Raw genomic sequence first — 22,130 nt, 5'->3', positions numbered from 1 at the left:
ACGCGGCACGCATTGGTTGAATTCCTGATTTCATACCGTACCGTCCATCACCGGTAGGATACACGAGGTGTTGTCAGCAAGTCCGTTTTCAAACGTTCGGAGGGCATGGAAATGCCAGTTACTGTTGTCGTTGGTGGACAATATGGTTCGGAGGGAAAGGGCAAGGTCGTTGCACTAACTGCGAGACAATTCGATTCTCCGGTAGTAGTTCGCTGCGGTGGTCCAAATTCAGGGCACTCGACGATTGTCCGTGGCAAGGAATGCGTGCTGCGACAGTTGCCGGCAGCAGCCGGACAGAGCGATGCCACCTTGGCTCTTGCCGCTGGGTGTGTAATCGACGAAGAAATACTGATCAAGGAAATCCAACATTGCGAACTTGATCGAGATCGACTAGTCGTCGACCCACGAGCCGTGCTTGTAACCGATGCCGACAGAGAGGCAGAACGGGAACTGGTCACGTCTTTTGCCAGTACGGGTAGCGGAAACGGTAGCGCACTAGCTGGTCGCGTCTTACGCTCCCCTATTACACGTTTGGCTGGGGATGCGGCTCAACTTGCCGAATACGCCCGAGTAGAACCCCTTGCGCCAACACTCCACAGAATGATCGATATAGGTCGACACTTGATAGTCGAAGGCACGCAAGGATTTGGACTTTCATTGTTGCACGGGCCTTCTTACCCATTTGTGACGTCAAAGGACACGACGGCCGCCGCATTTGCAATGGAGTCTGGCATTTCACCGCGAGATGTTGATGAGATTATCCTCGTAATCCGTACTTTTCCGATCCGTGTCGGCGGTCGCAGCGGTGCGCTTCTCAATGAACTTTCGTGGGAAAAAATCAAAGAAGAGTCAGGAGCTCTCACAACAGAGCCAGAGTTCACATCGGTTACGAAGAAGCTCCGCCGTGTCGCTCGCTTTGATCTGGAAATGGTGCGTTCTGCATGCCGTTACAACAAACCCACGTGTTTGGCGGTAATGGGATTAGACCGGATTGACATCCGCAATCGCAATGCGTCACTCCCTGAGCAACTTACTCCCGAGGCGATGGACTTCCTTTCCATGCTCAAGTCCGAATTGCATACACCCATTGGTTGGGTAGGTACGGGATTCAGGACTCTTGATGTAGTGAGCTTTCATGAGATACTTGTAGAGGTGTTCGATGCCTGACGTCATATTGCATAAAATGCGAGACCTCAGACGCCATTCTGATCACTTACGCCGTACGTTGATCGAGGATTACCGTCCGTTTTTCAAAGACGAGACGTTTTTCAGGCTGCCGACGCGCCCGCCGGAATCGCCTGATGACATCGGGGTGACGCTTACGTGTACGGCGCTTATGAGTTTTTGCCTTGGCGAGAAGGCCGACGACTTCTTTGGCACAAATGGAAACCGCGATGCGCTGCGAGATGCGCTCGACGCTCAGCTAAAGAAACTGCTTGACCATAACTGGATTACAGCGAGCCTCAGCCAGAATAACGCCTTTACAGCAGCTCTGGTTGTTCGCTCGGCTGCGATGTTGGCACGTGCGAATCTGACGGACGCAAATTGCTTGACTGATATCAAGCGGACTGTGGATGATGTCGAGGTGCGAAGAGATCCAGTCACAAAAGCCGAACAATCTGGTGAACCAATCGACGACACTTCGCGCAAGCTAAAAGACAAGTCTGTACTCGACATCTGCAAAACGTTGCTGACGACCGCACCTGAAGGATTTGCGGTTCAAAAGTACCCGCCGACGCCTACGATTGCTTACTGGGTGGTTGACGGAGCATCCATGGCTTCCGGACTTGAATTGGATCAAGACAATGCGAAAGACGTTGCGGAATGGGCAAGCTTGACGTTTGCGAAACGCATCTCGTTGGTGGCTTCAAATCATCAGTCGATGATGGACCCCGTTTCTCTCGCCATGTCAGCATGTCTTTGTCGAGTCCTGCGCCGAATTGCGCGAGTGCAACCCGCTGTGCATAGCATTTTGGCAAGAGCATTGCCTACAGAAAGTGAGTTGAGAGCTGGTGTCAAAATGTTTTTTGACCACCAAAACTCAGCAGGTGTGTGGGGGAAGTATTTTCCCCTCTTTCACTATCCAGATGCAGGTGCAAACCATTGTTGGCATTTTGAAGTTGTCGAAGCAATATTGAATGAATTCCCTGAAATGCTAACCGACGAATCAATTCTGGACTGCCTCCGAAGAAGCCTTGATTGGTTGAATGAAAACCGGATTGAATATCTTCACGGTGGAGAGGTTTATGCAGGTTGGAATTCTGGCAGTGACGTTCGAGCCCTGGAAAGCGGCGAGCCCGAATCATGGCCGACTGGCGTTGCTCACATGTGTCTAGCGAGGTTGAGTGCTCGACTGTCTGAACAGATCCATGTTCGGGTGCTTGAAAAGTACAAGGACCAAGTTCAGATTCATTGGAAGAAACAGGAAGACGTGTGGGACGACTTTCTGGACTGCGACGTGTCACCAGAACTAGGAACTGTGAGAAATGTGTTTCAGTCTGAGATCATAGAGAAAGCCGAACATGACATTGATTCACTTGGTTGGAGTCTGCCGGGCGATGACCCGAAAAGAGACCCGAAGCGCCTGAAACCATCATTTGAGTTGTCGGAGCGGCGATCGGCACTCCTCTTTGGCCCACCCGGAACGTCGAAGACTACAATCGCGGAGATAGTCGCAAAGCGGTTGGGCTGGCCATTGTTGGAACTTTCACCATCAGACTTCCTGAGAGCGGGGCTGGATGGCATCTACAATCAAGTCAATGAGGTGTTTGATGATCTGCTGGATCTCTACGGTGTCGTTGTCTTGTTTGACGAAATGGATGCGTTGGTGCAACGACGAGACCATGATGAAGAGGGGAGTGACGCCGAAATGAGCGTTGAGCAAAAATTTTTGACGACCAGTATGCTCCCAAAAATTCTTCGGCTAAGAAAGCAAGCACGTGTGATATTCTTTATGGCAACAAATCATCGGAAAGAGTTCGATAGTGCAATTATTCGCGCAGGTCGACTCGACATGCTGATTCTGATGGGACCTCCGCGTTACGATGAAAAGATCAAGCGGATCGACAAATGGTGCAAGGGGGAGCCGGATGACAAAATCGAAGAGGCGAGGAAGAGAATCGAAGAGTGGGTCACAAATACGCCGCAGGCTCCGAACCAAGATCACTTGGGATTGTTCACATATGGTGAAATGAAAGAGTTTATTGCAACCCTAAAGAGGGAAACTGAGGAACCGATCTTGATTGATGCATTGGAAAAGCTTGGGGCGACGAAACTGAATGAGTTCATCTCGAGATGGGAACAGGACAAGATCACTCTCCAGCGAGGGTCTGGCGAGAGAGTCCGATTCGAGAAAGAAGACAAAGACGCCAGCAAACTGCAGTGATGCACGTGGTGCTGCTTTTCGACTTTGGAACCTGCTAAACCGAGTCGCTAGTTGATATAGTAAGCCCCGTCACGCTTCAGACTCTACGTATATGTGCGAGAAGAACGCATCATCTATGTTCCATCGGAGTTCCTCTAATGTGCCAGAATTGGATATTACTAGGTCGGACTCCCCACGCAGTAATTCTGCCGTTTTGTCCACGGGGCTCGCAATGGCAACTTTTCCCTGGCTCCTTCGCGACTGTTCACTGAGCCGAGCCGTAATGGCAGCATCGCTAGAATCCACAAACCAAGTCAAAATCGGACGACCATCCTGCTTTGCATCAGCGATGTCTGACGGATCGCGAATTGCATCTACGACGATTGGAGTCTTCAGGCCCCTAATCTTGTGGGCAAGTTTGTGCCTCAACGGAGCTTGTCCGTGTTGATCTAAAATGGCAAGACCAAAGTCTTGAAGATCTTCTTCAGTTATGTGTTGCTTTGACACGGTGCGTTGGAACAGCTTGTTTTCTGGCGCGGCTTCAATGTCGGCAGTTAGCAGTTCACGGATCAGTTCGCGAGTCTTGCACCACTCAAATCCATAAAACGTAGCGAGATAACGAGCCACGACAGACTTGCCAGCCCCTGTCTTGCCAGCCAAGCAGATTATTGGCGCCTGTTCGAATTCAAATAGACTTCGTTTCGGTACGATCAATTGAGCCTCTTCGGGAACACCCATCGCCTCGAATTTGCCACTATTGAAGTAGCGGCCAACAAGAGCTGATGTGATCGCATCGATTTCATCGTGCGAGGTTGCGTTCAACCCAGGTCCCGTAAGGCCAAGATCTGATAGCCCTTCACGCAACAATGCAAGACTCTTCTGCTTTCGGGGAATGCAAAGAATATCCTGAGCGGCACCTGGATACGATTCAATTACGATGGGCGGCGGATGCATTGATTCGATGCAGTTTCGCAGCCGTATTCCTCTCAGTGTCAGATCCTTCATTGAATCTATTAGAGCTGGGTAAGCTGAAATCCCAATGCTACTGAGGTCATGCTCGGCGACTCGCACAATACCGGCATTTGGGTTTATTTGCTTGCCACCGCCGGGAAGTCCAAGGGGCGAATCGATACTCACGATGCTCGGATTCTTATTGCGAACAAATGCAATCAATTCGTCGTCTGACACAAGTGAACACGTTTCAACGTGATTCCGCCGCAGATATGCAACACCAGTCGGCTTTTCGCTACCTGTCAAGTCGAATCCGACAATAGGTGGACCATCAGGCAAACGGCTTGGGGGTGACGGCCATGCCTTTATTAACTCGACACGTTTTTCCTTCATATCCTCCACATCCTCGAACAAACGCTTTTGCTTCCTCTGGACAGGCTTGGTAGGGTTGAGCTGGCTTCGTAGTTCACGTGCATCGCGCAGCCAATCGCGAATCTCATCGTGAGAAAAGGAATTGAGGACGGTATCCGCACCTAAGCAATCAGCAACCTCTTGACCAAACTTCATGTGCACAAGGTGTGCTCTTGCGTGTGCGTCGGTGCCAAATGACAACCAACAGCCAGCATCCAGTGCTTTGCGTAGAAGAGCAACCGGGAGGTCGAACCGCGATGGAAAGCAATTGAATTCGACCGCAACTTGCCATTTCGCACAACATGCAAACACCTTTGGCCAATCGACGTCAGCTGCTACTCGGACGTAGTCCGGCACACCAGGCTTACCTGTCAATGCAGCAGTCGGATGTCCGATCACATCAATGCAGGCAGTCTCGATAGCTGAGATTAGTCTACGAGTGTTTGCATGACGACTACTCGTCCAATTTGAATGGACTGACGCGACAACGAAATCGGCGTATGACAGTAGGCTCTTGGGAAGATCGAGTGAACCATCCTGAAGAATATCGACCTCGATTCCATGAAGAACCGGGATGGCGGTCTTCGTCGTCGCAAGCGAGCTACTTTGACGAAACCACTCGACCGGAGTCAGGCCTCCTTGCACCTTGGAGGAACGGCTGTGGTCGGTGACCGCAAGATAGGACAGTCCAAGTTGTGAACCCGCCTTTGCCATACTGTCGAGCGATGCAGCGCCATCCGACCAAGACGTATGCAAGTGAAGGTCGGCTCTCAAACTTCCTGATAGCTCTTTTTTCAAAGGATCTTTGTTTCGGGCCAACTCGGCAGCGGACAACCCGCTTGCCGCTCTCTCAGTTAATTCGAAGCGAGCAGACCACCCCATCACATGCCTAACCCTGATGATGCCCCGACTACTTCGATCGATCTCAAACATCGATTGCCGCTTGACCACATTTCGGCACGTACGTCGTAGTTTGGTGAAGTCAGCAACATCACATGTGATGCTGCACTCGGAGGTGATAGGGCAAAAAAGGTCACGAATGCCGCGCAATTCCCAATTCAGTGGAGTGTCGAACTGTTGCTCTACAGCGTGAAGGAGTCGTAGGAGCGGTGGAATAAGGTGAGGCGGTTGCCAATTACCATACGAGTCACCGACATAACAGCCGAGGATCTGTTCTTCCGGCAAGTTGCAGTTGTGAGATGCTTGGCGAAGCCATTCAGAGGAAGGCCGATCCGAACCCAGTGTCTGTGCGATTTGTGCTGGACCAAGTCCCCTTATTCTGCGAAGACGTAAGCAGCGTTCGTATCCAGCAACATTCAGGAAGGTAGAGAGCTCAGGGATACTTCCAGTGTTGCGGATGTTGTACAGGTAGGACTTGATCCTATTCGATGGGACTTGATCGAGGTCGTGATCCGAAAGGTTCCCGTCCAGCCATTGATCTATGTTCGTACCATAGCTATCAAGTCCCAGTGCAGCCTTCCAGAGGGCGAACGTCCGGTACTTTGGCTTTTTCGCCCCAGTCGCAATGGCGTCGACATCAAGCACAAACGCCAAATCGTAGAGAGGTTGAGCATACTCGAAATCCCGAAGTCTCCAGTAATCCTGGTTGAGTAAATTCATCTACGACTCCAAACGCAGGCCTCGGTGATAGCGGTTTCGATTAATTGAGCGGTACAAACACATGGATTAATTCGATGGTATTCTTTGCGATCTCTTGGTGATGGCGCGTACGGTAGTGCCTTGTGCCGTTTACGATGTCGTCGTCTGGTTGCCATCCATGATGGCGATCGTATCCCGTCTCACTCTTGGGCTCCTTATCGAGAGTTGTACGTACCCGCTCTGCACAGCAGTCTGGATTCCCACAAATCACGTAACCAGTCATGATGCCGAACGCATGACCAGGGCCGTATTTGCCGCTTGCAAAGCGATTGACTCCGTCTCGGACAAACTTCAATGCGAGCGAATTCTCTGTGCTCGCAATGCGTTTGCACTCCATCGTTAGATAGGTTTCGTCGTTCCACGTGTAGATGACCTTGATGTCTATCAGTCCCAATGGATTCTCTAACTCAGGATCGTCCGATTGCGGTTCGCGTTCAAATCGCATCTGCGGAACTGGATCGAGGCGATTCTTTGCATCAACCATTTTCCACCGAAGTACATTTGAAATTGAGTCTTCGTGCGCAGTTCGTGTGACTTGCAGATCAGCAGCGGTCGGGGGCCAGGCATCGTGCAGTATGCGAAGTACAAGGATTGCGATCGCTCGTTGAGCTTTTCCTCGAACTTTGATATTCAGATAACCACTTTGATTAGGAGCTACCAACTCTACTCTCCTCCCCGACAGAGCTCATAGAAAATGGAGTCGGAGTCATCGTAGGCTCGTGCTCGAGACCAGAAACGCTTTTGAGCGAATTTTACGATGATGCATCTGTCAGCGTCGAAATGAACGAGTGATCGCCGAAGTTGAACGCCCGCACTAAGAGGTGCATGCAGTAATTCAGCGAGTCGTGAACTGAATTTGTCTTCTAGTGTGTTCGAGAACCGGACTCTGCGATTGCGTTTCTCGTCAAAACGAATTACGACGCAACGTAAATGGGAAAGCCCAGTAACGATGTCTGCATTGACCGACAATTCCGTCGCAGTCAAATTGCTTCGGATCTGCATCACCATCGTTTCGGCATACAGTCGCATCTCGTCTTTATCGGCTGGCAACACGCTGGTTGCCTTACTTCCGCGTCTGACGAAGTCCAAATCGAATCGGATGGTATCGGCAACGTATTCACGCTGCCAATTCGGAAGACCATAGAAGTCAAAGACTGCCTCATCGAGTACACTTAAGTTCGGCTTGCTCTCAATAGCAAGCTTCCGGACTATGTTTCGTAACTCGTGGCACTCTTCTTCTGTCTCGACGGCTCGAAACGGCAGTCGCTCAAAGTCATTCTGCTCGGCTATTTGCTTATCAATTCCAAATCGCGTAGCAGTCATCAGAAAGCAATACATGGCGAGCGACGAGTTAAGATATGCATTCAGCAGATCCAAACGCCACATCTGCGATTTATGCATCGGAATGCCGAAATACGTTCGTGAGTATGTGATATCTGCATTGCACATCGCACCTACCAGGCGATGATCTTGCAAGCTTTGCCGAACAAGAAACAACGGACCGCTATAGATGCGCCCCTCCCGAGGCCGCTCAAGCCTGCTGTATTCAAACGGGGGGAGACCGACAACGCCTTGCCGAAACCTCGTAAGCTCCCGATCTTCAAGTTTGTGCTTTGGGAAATCATCCGGGGCATCGCGACTGTGATTTCCTTTGATAAATCCCTGATTGAATTGACAGCTCCAAGTTGCAAGCACGCTCTCCAATGGATCGAAGTCTGAGAATAGTTGGCGCATGATAGCGCGATCACGGGCAGTCCCATAAGTAGCGATCTTGAAAAGATGTGTTTCCTCAGGAATGCGAGCAATCGGCAGATGATTCAACCGTTCGAGAAACAGCTCGACAATTCCATGTTTGCGAAACGTCTCGCTTCGCTCCGCTGATGCAAAGACGAACGAATCCCCCTTCTTCGGCTTGCAATGTTCGGCGACGAAGACCATTGCTGGCTGCTTCGCAGAGGGAAACAGTTGTTTGTCATGAAGTACCGACAAATTGAGCATCACACGGATGCGAAGGTCACAGAACAATTGACGTTTGGACGTCAGTGATTGCTCTTCCTGACTGAAGAAATTCTTCGCATCCAGAATCAGCCCTATTCGGCCCGAACTGTGTAGGAAGTCCCTGCTGCGCCAGATGAACGCTTGGTCGATTGGAGAACGAAATGGAAGCTCAATTGGTGGTTCCTGTTGCTCACAATATTCGATGTGCGAACGTGACGACGCTTCGGAGGTTGATCTCACCCCCTTCGGTTTGTTCCAAGGTGGGTTGCCAACGACAATTGAAAACTGCTTTTCCCTAAACGGTTCCTTTTCTACGAAGCCACTTGTTGAGAAGGCATCCCCAACGAACAGATTGCGTCGTTTCAGGCTGTGCCGAAATCTGAGATGCTGTGCGGAACCGGGAGATGGATCAAGTTCGAATGCTGTAAGACAAAGGCTGAATGCTGCAATCTCGACGGCCGTTTCAGAAACATCGACCCCAAAAATTTGATTGGATAGGACGTTGCGGACAAGTGTTCGCGTCAGTCTTTCACCTGCTGACACTCGACGCGCAACTAGTCGTCGGAAGGCATCAACCAAGAAAACGCCGGAACCACACGCCAAATCAAGTATCTTGGCGTCGTGTGGCAGTTTCTTTGAGAATTGATGGTCATCAAAGACTTGTGAGAACACCAAGTCCACCAGATTGACTGGCGTATAGTGAGTACCACGCGCTTTGGCTGTAGACTGATCATCTTTGTAAATGAAGTCCTCGTAGATCGAACTGATCAATTCAATCGGAATGACTTCAAAGTCATACTGCCAGAAGTCAAAAGTTTGCTGACCTGATGTCAGGTTCTGTCGAGTAACAACTGCCCTAGCAACATCCAAGTGCTTTTTCTGATAGGAATACTGACCCTCGTCCTCGTTTCGAGTTGGCGGAGGCGGAAACAAATCGCCGTTGAAGGTCTCCCGCATTCGTTCGAAAAACGTCTTCGTCTCTCCGACTCGGCTGAGTACCTCGCCGAATGTTGTGGCCTGAAGATGATCAAAAAGTTTTGCTGGCAAGACGTTGCGAGCTTCTAAATAGGCCGTGAACAACGTTCGTAGCATTAACCTGTATGCCTGAATTGGTTCGCAGTCACGCTCGATCAATATTTGAGACGCAATCTTGAGGTCCTTTACCAATTCAGCATCGATACGGCTGTCTCTCGTAATTCGGCGGCCAACATCTGTTGTCCAGAACTGACCGCTTTCGAGACTGATCCGATCAAGCTCGTACCGCCTTAGTTGCTCTAAATCATCAACTGCGCAACGAAGAAGCTCCGCAGGGTGCATTCGGCGGTGCTCCTCCTTCGGTGGTGGAGCGAAGGCATTTAAGACTCGAACTTCAGTGGGCGTCACGATCCAGAGCATTCGTCCCAGACCATGATTCCATGCTGTGCGGTGCCAGTTTCGAACCCTCTCTTCGCTCGGCTCCGCACTCAGGCTCTTCATATAGATGCAGGGCGCGCCGTTGATTTCGAAGACGTCGGTGACGCCGAGTTTTTCTGGATCAAGTACCGCCGCGTAGCGAAAGCGGCGGTCATCAAGTCCGTCTCCAGCTGTCTGTGCGCGCAAGGCATCACCGTGAACGAATCCCGCCTCGGGCACGTTCGTGTCATATCCGAGCCCGCTCACGAGCTGTCTATATTCGTTTGTTTCGTTCGTCGCCAAGTTTGGCCTCCCTTCCTCAGGCGACTGACTGTCTGCGAGACTTTCTGTTAGAAACAGAACTCTCCACGTCCGTACCGGCTAACACCGCTTCCAGACGCTCCCAACCAGCGAATTTCGGACGCGTCCCCAACAGCGCTCGTACGAACGAACGGGATCGTGCGTCTGCAAGTAGACCCTTCAAGGGTGCTGGAACAACATCGCTGAGATGGAGATACTCCAACTCGTCACACCCGAGTGCGTTCGCCAAAGCCGAAACGATCTCGGGCGAGACGCCGCTCCCTGCGCGACCTTTCTCGATTTTGGTGATGTACGAAAAGCTAATATCCGACAGATCGGCAAGCTGGCGAACTGTTAGACCCGCGTTTTCCCGATCAGTGCGCAATCGGTTTGCAAATGCAGACATTGGATCCTCCCTTTGAGATTCAGATAGAAGGTGTACCAGTTTGTGCACTGACATTCAACACGGTTATTCGTCACATATTCCTTACCAACGGGCCACAAATCCAATTAGCATAAATCCAAGGTTTGGTACGCTTCGCGGTACGCTATCCATCGTATTTGACGTAAAACGATGTAAAATATGGAAAATCGGGATGCGCCAGAGAGGCATCCACTGATGGCGTAACAGCAATGCAGCCAGCTTGTTCCGTCAATTCACCCGAGCGTTCGGTTTCGTTTCAGCCATTGCCTACGGAACCGGAGGTTAAAGGTTCGAATTCTTTGGAGTCTATTTCGAAGCCCTTGCCGTGCAAGGGTCTATTTCATTTCACAAGTTCGCACTTCAGCAACATAAATCGCAATAAGCAAGATTTCGCAAAAATCAACACCTCACCAGTCGGCTTTGAATTGCTTATTTTGCAGCGAATGGCTTTTGCTCACTCATTTACACTTCGGCGCGAAAATCCATCCTTCCGTATTCAATGCTGATTTCCTGATCAATTCATCTGCGTCATCGGGTGTCAAAATGTTTGGACACTTCTCACACTTCAGTTTGCCGACGCTTGCCGCGTAGACGAATGCTGTCATAGCGCAGCGTTTGGCGTCGGCGATGTCGGACTTACCGGCGTTGTCCATACTTTGAGACTCGGATGGCCAGTGAAGTCGTTTGAACTTGGCCGATTTCATGCTGGCGGCAGGATAGACCTCGATGAGGGTGTGCTGCGCAATCTTGGCATTCTCTCGGTCCCAGACATCGAACGGCGGACGGTAGACATCTGGTAACTGCTGGAGGAACCATGCGCCGAGTGCTTGGGCCTTAGAGGAGTTGTTGCCGAACTTGTCACCGACAGCTGTCAGCGGTCGCTCTTTCATACCAGTCTGGACATGCCGTTTGATGAACCGCTCTGTCTCACGATATAGGTAGGGGTTGTTGACGGAATCTGTGAGTTCAAAATCGAAGTCGTGGGTAAACGAGTGGGCCTCAGTAATTAGCTGAGTGAATTTTGCAGGCCATGAGAGCGCTGCGTCGATCCCGACGATAATCTGGGCATCATCAGACTTGGCAGCATTAAGATGTTGAGAGAGAGATTGATCTGATATTACGGGGAAAAACGTAATCGCTGCCGTGGCATCTACATGCTCAAGTTGTGTTCCATCCCACTTGCAAACGGCCAGCGCATCCCCTTTCTGCTGGCTGGTGTTGTGCCAGCCTCCCATGTCACAACCGAAGAAGTAGATTACGTCGTTCACGATCACCCTTGTTCTCGCTGTCACTACTCTCCCGGGATGTCATGCGTCTCAAGTGCTCGGATTGAAATTCACCCTCTACAACGCTCTCCGACAGGGGAATGTCTGACCCAATGAAGCGATCAGCACAATCCACGGTGACAAGACTCTGGGAGAAGTGGCAGTATTTTTGGCAGTAAATCGGTGTCAAATAGCCAGAAATAGGGGAACACAAGCGAAAAAACTTTCCCCTAGAAATGCGAAAAAACACGGAAAAAACCGTGTTTTTGGGGCCGCACTCTCCTTGCCAATTGAGCTAGGGGTGCATTTTGGCCGGTTGACTCCGGCGGGTCGCATTATGGCAGATTGACGGCTTTGCTGCAAGAAACGTGAACGCAGTTTGCGATGGTTTCTGTCAGTGCCTTTGATCTGGGCTGTGCAGATTGGGGTCGGTTGGTGAAAAGTTTGCTCATTGCGGCGGCGGTGCTTAGGCTGGGGTGGAGTTTACGCAGCCCATGACGACCAAAAAATGGCAAAAACTGCCCGCGATCACCAGTAAATGCCACAATGCGTGGAAATAGGGAACTTTGGTGTCATACGTCAAAACAACCGTTCCGACCGTGTAGCAAACTCCCCCAGCGATACACCAGAAGATCCCACTGGCCGGCAAAGCACGCAGAATCGGTTCGATGGCGATCACCGGCAGCCAACCCAGCGCCAAATAATGCGTCACCGCTGTCGACTCGACGCGGTGCGTCCAAAATACTTTGGAGGCAAACCCGATCGAAGCCCCAACCCACATCAGCGACAGCAGAATCCACAGCATCGACCCGTGCAGATAGGCGATGGCGAAGGGGGTGAAGTTTCCGGCGATGAACAGAAAAATCACGCCTTGATCTAAGCTGCGAAAAAAGCTGCGTCGCGCTGGATCGATGAAGGTGTGCGACAACGTCGAAGCTGCGTAGACGGCGATCAGTGCGGCCGCATAAACCCAACACCCCAGCTTCAAAGCTTCGTTCGGGCTATCAGCGACAGCGTGAACCAAGACCGCTGCCCCAACCAGGGCGAACAACAGTCCGCCGCCATGGGTGAGAAAGTTGGCAAACTCTTCACCGGCCAGACTTTTTAAGGAATTCCGCATAGTCCATCCTGAGTCATTTTCCTGTATTCCGGCTTATGCCAACCCTGGCTCCGGATGACATGTTACTGGAAAATCGAAACAACGCGATGCCCGTCTGTTTATTTTTTTACTAACGATCGACAAGTCGATTCCACCAAACGTCTTGCGCAGTGCATGAATCGTTAAATAATTGTAGCACAGGCAGGTGATTTTGAGATAAAAACGGGCCTAGTCAACAGAATTCCCCAGAATATTCGTCTCAGATGTCACACCCCTGCGTTACTACTTATAAACGGGCCGGTCAGACACAACCGTGAGCTCGTAGACCCCTGAACCCGGGAGGCGCTCGCCCCCGGGGGAGGGTTGGCGACGTAACCTACTGATGGGAGACGACATGCAGCTCACCACTTGCCCGTCTAGCGAACAACTCTCGGACTACCTCAGCGGGAAGCTCTCCGCCCAGGAAATTGAAGAAATCTCCTTGCACATAGAGACTTGCGTCGATTGCGACACCGCTGTTAACAAGTTGGATGACGATTCCGATTCCCTGATGTTTGCTCTACGGCAGCCGCTGGGTGAGGAATTATTTGAGCAGGAGCCGGAACTACAACGAGCCGTTGCCGCGATGCGGTTGTCGTTGCCGGAATCCGAGTCACAAAACTCCTGCACAGTGTTAGGCACTGTGCGCGAATATGATTTGTTGGAAAAAATCGGCCAAGGGGGCATGGGGACCGTTTATAAGGCCCTGCACTCGCGGTTGAAGAGAATAGTGGCACTCAAAGTGCTGGCCGACCACCGATTGGGGGACCCCGCCGCCGTCGATCGGTTTTCACGGGAAATGCAGGCGGTGGGCAAGTTGGCTCATCCGAATATCGTCCGCGCGCTCGACGCGGGAGAAGCGGAGGGCCGACATTATTTAGTCATGGAATACATCGACGGCATCGACCTGTCGCGGTTATCGCGACGCTGTGGTCCGTTGCCGGTCGCCGAGGCAAGTGAGTTAGTGCTGCAGGTATCGCTCGCCCTGCAGCACGCTCACGAGCACGGCCTCGTGCACCGCGATATCAAACCGTCGAACGTGATGCTCACCCGCGACGGAAACGTCAAGCTGCTGGATTTGGGCATCGCTCTGCTGCAACCGGAGGAACCGGCGACCAGCGACCTGACCGGCACCGGGCAGGTGATGGGGACGCTGGACTACATGGCCCCCGAGCAACTCGACAATACCCATGCGGTCGACATCCGCGCCGACATCTACGGGCTGGGCGCAACGCTCTACAAACTACTCTGCGGCTCCGCCCCGGCGACCGATTCGCAATCGCGATTCCGGCTGCCGGGCGAATCGATTCCGCCCGTCCCCAACATCCGCACGATCCGCGGCGACATTCCTAAACCAGTCGCAGCAGTCATCGAGCGGATGCTAGCGCCGAATCCCGATCAACGTTACGCCACGCCGGCCGACGTTGCCGAGGCTCTCAAACCGTTCGCGGCGAAAAGCAATCTCAAACAACTCGCCCTCGCTGCCGCCGCCGATGCCCCCTCACGAACCATGACGCCCCCCAAACGTTTCGGCGGCCGCCTGGGCCGTTTCGTGATCGCGGCAGCGGCACTGCTGGGAATGGCGCTGGCCGGTTTTGCGATCTATGTCGAGACCGACAAAGGGCAAATTGTGATCCACAGCAACGTCGACGACGTCCAGGTCCTCGTCAAACGGACCGGCAAGCTGTACGACGCGCTCGACGAATTGGAGATCGACAAAGGAGACAACCAATGGAAATTCCGCAGCGGCAGTTACGAAGTGCAGTTGCTAGGCAAGACCGATGGCCTACGCGTGAAGGACGGGGTGTTTACGCTCACGCGGGATGGGAAAGCGGTGGTGACGATTGAACGTGACCCGGCTCGAGCTAAGGCGGTGGTGGCGAGCGGGCCGGTTTATGAGGGGAAGACGCTGGAGGAATGGCTTGAATTGTTGTTGATGGAAAAAAGTGTGCCACAACGCTCGAAAGCGATCCCCGGGATTACGGTATTGGGTATCGATGCACCGGACAAGGCAATCGCAGCATTGTTTAAAGTCGGTGTTGAAAACGACTCCTCCACTTCTCACTATAACAATAAAAGCTACCTCCAAAAAGAAATTATTCAGGCAATACAGAAGCTTTCGCCTGACCAAATTCCTTCAACACTACTAGACGCATTGCAGGACTCCGACGTGAAAAAACGTCGGTACGCCGCACAGTTTATTCGTCATCACTGGGACAATGACCCTCCGATCACTTTAGTGAGAACGGCGGCAAAGGACCCCGATGAAAATGTTCGCAGAGATGCCGTGGGTTGGCTTGCGCAGTACGGATCGGTTGCGATTCCTGATTTGATCGTCGCATTAGATGACGAGAGCGATAAGGTTCGTCGAGCGGCGGTCTCGGCCGTCAGCCTAATGGCTTCTTATTACAAAACATTAACTCCCGAAGATGCGCGCATTCTTGAACCAAAAATTTACGACATGGTGGACGATAAGAGTGCCAAGGTTAGGGAAAGCAGATTATGGGTTTTACCAAGTGTTGCGAGCGACGATCAGAAGTTGTTGGCCGTATTAGAAGCCGCACTCCACGACCCGGTACCTCAGGTCCAAGTCGCCTCGATTGACGTGTTGAGAACGTTAGGCCCCAAAGCGGCAGCAGCCGTACCGGCCCTAACTGACGCACTAAAATCGCGGAACCGCAAGAAAGTTGCACCGATCATAACGAGCGGGGGCAGCGAACTGAGCTTTACTGAGCCGATACCAGCAGGATTGATAAGAGCATTGGGATCGATCGGCCCCGACGCCAAGAGTGGCGTTCCGGTGATTAAGGAATTTATTCAGCACGAACACAAAGATGTCCGCAAAGCAGTCGTCGAGGCGATTCAGCAAATCACCGGCGAAATTATCGAACTGCCCCAGGACAACAAAACGCCGAGCAACAAAACGGCGAAGGGGCCGGTTTATGGGGATAAGACGCTCGATGAATGGATTGCGTTATTAAAGACGCAACGGAGTGCCGCGATGCGGCGCACGGCAATCATGCCCATTGAAACATTGGGAGTGGATGAACCCGAAAAAGCGATCGCCGCGCTAATCGACGCAGGCAGCGATTACGACCCTAGAAACATGGAGGAGTTTGAGAACCGGGACGAGCCTAGGGCGACTTGGATCGCAATTATCAAGGCGATCGAAAGGCTTTCACCATCCCAAATCCCCACCGCAGTTCTCCAAGCGTTAGGGGACAAAGACGTTAAGAAACGCAGGTTCGCTACCGGCTTAATGGATCTATACCAGGACGATGTTCCGCCGATCGAGGCGGCGAAGAAAGCGGCGGAGGATTCCGATGAATTCGTACGATTTCAAACCATGGCCTGGGTTGGTCGCTATGGCCATGATTCCGTTCCGATTCTGATTGCTGCGTTCGGTGATCAGTCTGAAACCGTTCGACGCCGAGCCGTCGAGGCAGTATCAAGGATGGGAATCAATGGCGACATCAGTCCAGACGACGCGAAGTTGCTTGTCCCCCGATTGAATGAGATGCTGCAAGATAAGGACTCATGGGTCAAGGCCGCTGCATTGGCAGCCTTGTTGCGGGTCGCCATAGATCAAGACAAACTCCTCACGGTGTTAGCCGAGGCCGTCGGCGACAAGGATCCGCAGGTGATGAGCGCCGCCATTGAATGCTTGGAGGTATTGGGGCCAAAAGCAGCGCAGGCAGTGCCGGTGCTCGTAGAATCACTCAAGCGATGTGATCGGACAACGCTGAAACCAGATGATATTTTAACAAGTTTGCCTGAGTCAGGTGGTGTCCTTGATAATGCGCCCCTGCGTCTGATTGTCGCTCTGGGGGCCATCGGTCCAAGTGCTAAAACGGCGGTGCCGACGATCAAAGAGTTCCTAAAACATGACAACGCGCACATCCGCAATGCGGCCGTCCGGGCCATCAAACAAATCACCGGCGAAGTTATCGAACTACCCAAGGACAAGAAGACGGTGGCCGCTGGCCCCGTCTACGATGGGAAAACCTTTGATGAATGGGTGACGCTACTTAAAACCGATAAGTCGCCGCAGCGTCAGATCGAAGGCATCAAAGCGCTCGTTGCTTTGGGGACGGCTGAAAATGCGTCGCGGGCTTTGGAGATCGTTTTCGAAATGGGAGCGAGCCACTCGATCGAACGCCAAAATGACGATGACCGCCACGTCGTCAGCGCCGCCCTGCAGGCGATCGAGCGGATGGAAAATGTCGAAATTGTCCGGAAAACGACCCTCGGCAAACTCGATTCCGACGATACGGGAACGCGGTTGTTTGCGATATTTGTCCTGAACAATCCCTTGGTGGCCCGCCACGATCCACATTACAGAGACAAGACGCTTACTCGGATCTTCAAATTGGCCGACGACCCCGCCGTCCGCGTTCGTATGAAGTTGATCGAACTGTTAGCGAGATTGGCGAAGGTCCAGACGAACGGCCCATCGCCGGTGCCGATACTGATGCGGATGTACGAGACCGACAAAGATCAGAACGTGCGTTACGACGCTTTTCAAAATCTGGCAGCGCTGGGAGACAATAGAGCGCATGCCGCATTGCCGCTGTTTCTGGCGGGCATAGCTTCACCGGACAGCGAAATTTGTCGATCTGCATGGCGCGGGATTCAATCGACGCAGTCCGATCCGAAACAACTCAACGAGGCGCTGCTGAAAGCGCTGGGGAGTGATGACGAAAATGTTAGCCGCGACGTCATGAAGTTTCTGGACAACCGGCTGAGATTCTCTCAAGAGTCACCAGAGCTATTGCCGGTCGTAATTGCCGCGATTGAGACACGGCCACTTGAGAACAAGGGGCGAAACCGCTCTCGTACCCGACTAAATCATATCCGACTAGAGGAGTTTGACAAATTTCCCAAAGAAGTGACGATAGCGATTGTCAGAAAACTGGAGAGTGCAGAGGAACCGGACAGAGAGCGGTGGCACAGCGCAATGGTTTCCTTCAGCAATGGGCTCGGTGGATTCCCCGCAAGTGCTCTGATCGTTGATGAACTCGTGCATCTCTATCAGGATGCCGATGTCAGCCGCCGCGTTGCCATCTTGCAGCTATTAGGTGCGTTACGAGCCAACGTCAAACCGGCAACGGCGCTTTACGAAACGGCACTCAAAGACAAAGATCCGCAAGTCCGCGCCGCAGCGGAAGCGGCGCTTAAGGGGCTCAAATCACAATGGGATGTACTCACCGCCTCGCAGAATCGTAGCAGTTTCGAAAACCAGTCGGCTGTATCGTTAACAATCAAAGTCTCCGCCGATGGCAAACTCAGCATAGGCGACAAGCCTTACGACCGGCAGGCACTCAAAACGCTGCTCGCCGAACAAGTCAAACAAGCGGGCGAGCGGGGTGTGGCTGTGCGGATTGATGCGGCGGCGGAAGTTCGCTTTGAAGCTGTCAACACATTAATCGAGATGTGCAAGAAGGCGGGGGTGCGGAATGTTTCGTTGGGGACGACTAAGGTTGCCCCAGCGGCTAAGAACGACGGCGCTGCGGTTTATGATGGTAAGACGTTGGATGAGTGGATTGTTTTGTTGCGGACGGAGAAGAACCCGGAAAAGCGTGCTAAGGGACTGACGCCGATCATGACGCTGGGTAAAGATGATCCACAAAGGGCTTTTCTCGTGCTGATCGACATGGCGAGTGAATATGATAACTCCCAGTTCGAGTACCTTGATTTGGCCCATTCGGCGGATTCGCCCCTTTGGCTGGGACAAGAGCAAGAGGAACTCGAAGCCAGTTTTAGCTCATTGGTTCGCAGCACGGGCACGAAGGTACCCAGTGTTGTTATGGAAAATTTATCCGATGGCAACGATATTCGACGGCGCTGCGCGTTCAACCTGTTGAGATCCTATCTTCACCTCGCCGGTTATTCGCCTTTAGAAAAACAAGCTCACCCGTCCTTGGAGAAGCAAGCAAAACTGTTCGATATCCTGCGACCGCATCTTGAAAAGGGAATCCGCGACGAAGATGCGATTGTTAGACGCGAAGCGATTGCCGCGATTTCGCAATACTCCCAGGAACCTCCATTTGCGATCCTCGTCGCAGCGATTGGGGACGAAAACGCGACCGTGCGCACTTTGTCCATCAATGAAATTCACCGACTCCTGGAAATTCAATTTCCATTAAGCGGATATAATCCGTTTATAGGTGCGACTGATTTAGAAACGGATAAAAATGCTTTTCGAACCCGACTCAAAAAACTACCCAAACAGGAGTTATTTGAACGATTTCGAACGCTGCCGAATCTCGAAGCAAATCTATTCGGTGCGTTCAAAGACGATGATTTGAGCACACGATGCAGCGCAATGAACCTCCTCATCAAAATAGAGGCTGACCCCAAAAAGATGTTTCAGATTTATGAGGAGGAACTGACTCGTGAGTTGAAACGCGACGAATTGGATACGGATGAAACCGTGCGTGTCGCGCTGTATGGATTGGGAAAGCTCGGAGCTGATGCCGCCCCCGCCGTGCCGAAATTGATTAAGTTACTGAAGAAGTATCAAACGCACTTTCAAATGAAAAATGGCAGCCATACAAGCGTTTCCGGAGACCAGGATGAGATCGAGGTAGAGATTGTCGAAACACTTGGCCAGATTGGTCCGGCAGCCAAGGCGGCATTGCCGGAAATTCAAAAACGTGTGGAAACTTACGACGGCGCGATGAAACCGGTTGCCGAGTCCGCAATCGAGCGGATCAGCGGTGAATCTAAAACAGACTCAAGAGCGACAAACCCCCGTCCAACAGACCCGCATAAGGCGGCTGTTGAATCGCCGGTGGAGCCGGCTAACAAGTGAGTCATGCTCCCAGTCGCGTCGTGCCTGCAAGGCACGCGCCAATTGAGATCGCCGCGTTAAAAGACAAACGGCCATCTCATAGCTACTAAAACCGCCTGTTTGCTTCGCTGATGATGGGTATAAACCATTAGCATTACAGCGGTTGCCGCTGTTTCACCTCTCCCTGCCGCATTGCCTGCGGCAACCTGCGCAAACCTTGCCGGTTATTCCGGTTATTCGGGCAATGCCTTTTGTTCATGCCGAAACCGGACCTGCGATCAGCATAGCCGTCAAAATCGATGCAGCCGTTCGACGATAAGAGCGAAAGACATTTTGAACTTTGGCCGGTGCCGACCAAGACACGCCGGACACGATTACGGCACGTTGATTGAGAATGAGATTGCGTTGGAAGCGTTTTGCAGACCGTCGATGGAGACGGAGTTTTCAGGCGGACCAGCCGTCGAATTCCAACCAGCGAAAATTGTCCGGAACTTCAACAAAGTCGAGGAGAGGGTTGGAGATGAAATCACGAATGAGATTCACACTCTGCGTCGCGTTGGCAACAACGGCCGCGGGAGTCTTTTTGAACGCGGATGTAGCCCGCGCTCAGTCGTCTGGAAACGGTTATTCCGTGCCAGCGCAGGCCCCGCAAAAGAAAAAATCCGGTTTGCTTTACCGACTGTTCTCGCGGAAAAAATCCAAACCGCAGCAACCGGCCGTCGTGCCGCAGCAACAACAGCCCTGGCAACAAACTGCTCAAACCGGTGGCGCTCGACGTCAATCGGTGCAAGAGCTTTTGGAAGCCAAGTTCCGCGCCGAGGGCCGCGAGGTGCCGCCGTTGACGCTGGAACAATTGGCTCAAGAGCAAGGGTTGCCGGAGATGCAAATGCCGCAAACGCAGCAGATGCAACAAATCCAACAGCCCCAGCAACAACAATACCAAGCGGCACAACAACAGCAGCAAAACTATGCGGCCCAGCCAAACTATGCGGCTCAGCAAAATGCCGCCGGGTACCCAAGCTATGGACAACCGCAGCAACCGGTCGCCAACACGGCTCCGGCCTATACGGCTGCTCCTCAAAACGTCACTCCGCCGGCTCCGGAAAAACCGAAACGGGGTGGTTTCCGAGGATTCCTCAGCCGGCTGAATCCGTTCCGTCGCAAAGAACGTGAACAAGTACAACCAGCGACACTGCCGTCGAATGCGCCGGGCCAATACCAAGCCACGCCGCAACAACAATACGCGCAGCAACCGCACAACGTGTACCAACCCCCGCAAGCGTATTCGCCGCAGCAACAGGTCCCGCCCAATGCGGTGGCAAACCAGATGCCGTTTCAACGGCCGCAATCACAGCAGCCACAACAACAGCAACTCGTGACGCCGACAACCATCCCCCGTCCGTTCCCGGGAGTACCGCGGGTCGCCGCACAAGTTCAAAAGGTCACAGAGGATCTCGAAGAACTGGCGGACGAAGCGGATGAAAAGTTCGACTTTGCCTTCGAAGAAGAGTTGCCGACGCTGGCGGAAACGCCGGCTGTCGAAGAGCCGGTTGAGTCGCAGGCTGAGTTTGATCCGTTCGCGGAAGACTCACTGCCGGAATTGGCCGAGTCCGAAATTGAAGCGGAAACCACTCCGGCCAGCGATGAGGGATTCCGGCCCACGGAACAACCGAAATTTGAAGAGCCGATTGTGAAATCCGAGGAATCACAAGTTGCTGAGGAAACGCAGGTCGCCACCGACGAGTCCACTTCGCCCTACACCGGCGAGTCCTTGGACGGCGGCGAGACTGACCTACCCAAGTTGCAACCGGTTCCGACACGGAACGATTACATCCACCTGGATCAACTCAATGCCGGGGTCGACAGCGAAGCCTTGCGACGTGAGAAGCGACGCCTGCTGTTGTTGTCACGCCCCGAACTGTCGGGTTTGAAAGGCTTCTGTCCGGTCACATTGAAAAACGACCGCGACTTGGTCGATGCGAAACCGGAATTCGAAGCTGTTCATGACACCAAGGTGTATCAACTCAGTTCCGCAGAAGCCAAAGCGGAATTTGAGCGAGCTCCCGAAGAATACGCTCCGTCCAAGGGTGGAATCGACGTCGTGAAGTACACCCTGGGCGCCGGCGAAGTGGAAGGCACACTGGAATTCGCGGCTTGGTACCGCGGCCGGTTGTACCTGTTCTCTTCGGCTGTCACCTACGACGCATTCATGCGTCAGCCCAAGAAGTTTGCGGTTGAGCAGGCGAGTGCCGAATCACCGGAAATCAAAACACCGGAGACGGTGGAAGAATAACAACCGCTCACCCGGATAAGAAACGGGTGGCCGATAATTATAAAGTCTTCTCCTCGATAGGCATCTTCGCGGACCACTTGGTTCGCGAAGATGCTTTTTTGATATCGCTTTCGTCAACGCGTAGTCATTCCAATTGCCACGC

10 protein-coding genes are annotated in these 22,130 nt (G+C 52.5%); 4 read left to right on the top strand and 6 right to left on the bottom strand.

Going from position 1 to position 22,130, the window contains the following annotated elements:
* The first annotated feature begins 111 nt into the window (after positions 1 to 111).
* Both Mal52_RS06285 and Mal52_RS06280 read left to right on the top strand, forming a co-directional pair.
* Positions 112 to 1,167: an adenylosuccinate synthetase gene (locus Mal52_RS06285; RefSeq protein WP_197534700.1), complete on the top strand. Its 1,056-nt coding sequence runs from the start codon at positions 112 to 114 to the stop codon at positions 1,165 to 1,167.
* Positions 1,160 to 3,385 (top strand): ATP-binding protein, encoded by a 2,226-nt coding sequence (locus tag Mal52_RS06280; protein WP_145374854.1) that lies wholly within the window; start codon positions 1,160 to 1,162, stop codon positions 3,383 to 3,385. Before Mal52_RS06285 ends, Mal52_RS06280 begins: the two co-directional genes overlap by 8 nt.
* Before the next feature lie 69 nt (positions 3,386 to 3,454).
* On the opposite strand, the gene Mal52_RS06275 is transcribed toward Mal52_RS06280, so the two are convergent.
* The 6 genes from Mal52_RS06275 to trhA all read right to left on the bottom strand — a co-directional run bounded on the left by Mal52_RS06275 (position 3,455) and on the right by trhA (position 12,884).
* Positions 3,455 to 6,346, bottom strand: coding sequence for a PHP domain-containing protein (locus Mal52_RS06275; RefSeq protein WP_145374853.1), 2,892 nt, complete (start codon positions 6,344 to 6,346; stop codon positions 3,455 to 3,457).
* A 40-nt stretch (positions 6,347 to 6,386) separates the two neighbouring features.
* A complete protein-coding gene (locus tag Mal52_RS06270) occupies positions 6,387 to 6,869 on the bottom strand; it encodes a hypothetical protein (protein ID WP_145374852.1) in 483 nt (160 codons plus the stop codon).
* 179 nt (positions 6,870 to 7,048) lie between these two features.
* Positions 7,049 to 10,078, bottom strand: a complete 3,030-nt coding sequence (locus tag Mal52_RS06265; protein ID WP_145374851.1) for an HsdM family class I SAM-dependent methyltransferase — start codon at positions 10,076 to 10,078, stop codon at positions 7,049 to 7,051.
* A 16-nt stretch (positions 10,079 to 10,094) separates the two neighbouring features.
* A complete protein-coding gene (locus Mal52_RS30450; protein WP_197534699.1) occupies positions 10,095 to 10,481 on the bottom strand; it encodes a helix-turn-helix domain-containing protein in 387 nt (128 codons plus the stop codon).
* A gap of 476 nt (positions 10,482 to 10,957) precedes the next feature.
* Complete coding sequence (locus Mal52_RS06255) at positions 10,958 to 11,767, bottom strand: DUF429 domain-containing protein (protein ID WP_145374849.1); 810 nt, start codon at positions 11,765 to 11,767, stop codon at positions 10,958 to 10,960.
* A 463-nt stretch (positions 11,768 to 12,230) separates the two neighbouring features.
* Positions 12,231 to 12,884 carry a PAQR family membrane homeostasis protein TrhA gene (trhA, locus tag Mal52_RS06250; protein WP_145374848.1) on the bottom strand — a complete coding sequence of 218 codons (654 nt, stop codon included), beginning with the start codon at positions 12,882 to 12,884 and terminating at the stop codon, positions 12,231 to 12,233.
* A gap of 373 nt (positions 12,885 to 13,257) precedes the next feature.
* Here trhA and Mal52_RS06245 point away from each other — a divergent pair, with 373 nt between their 5' ends.
* Complete coding sequence (locus tag Mal52_RS06245) at positions 13,258 to 19,716, top strand: HEAT repeat domain-containing protein (RefSeq protein WP_197534698.1); 6,459 nt, start codon at positions 13,258 to 13,260, stop codon at positions 19,714 to 19,716.
* Positions 19,717 to 20,215: 499 nt separating this feature from the next.
* Positions 20,216 to 21,988, top strand: a complete 1,773-nt coding sequence (locus Mal52_RS06240; RefSeq protein ID WP_145374846.1) for a hypothetical protein — start codon at positions 20,216 to 20,218, stop codon at positions 21,986 to 21,988.
* Positions 21,989 to 22,130 lie beyond the last annotated feature (142 nt).

It is taken from the genome of Symmachiella dynata (genome assembly GCF_007747995.1).
GTDB classification, from domain to species: domain Bacteria; phylum Planctomycetota; class Planctomycetia; order Planctomycetales; family Planctomycetaceae; genus Symmachiella; species Symmachiella dynata.
Note: the sequence above shows the minus strand (reverse complement) of the source record. Positions and strands in the feature narration are given on the sequence as shown.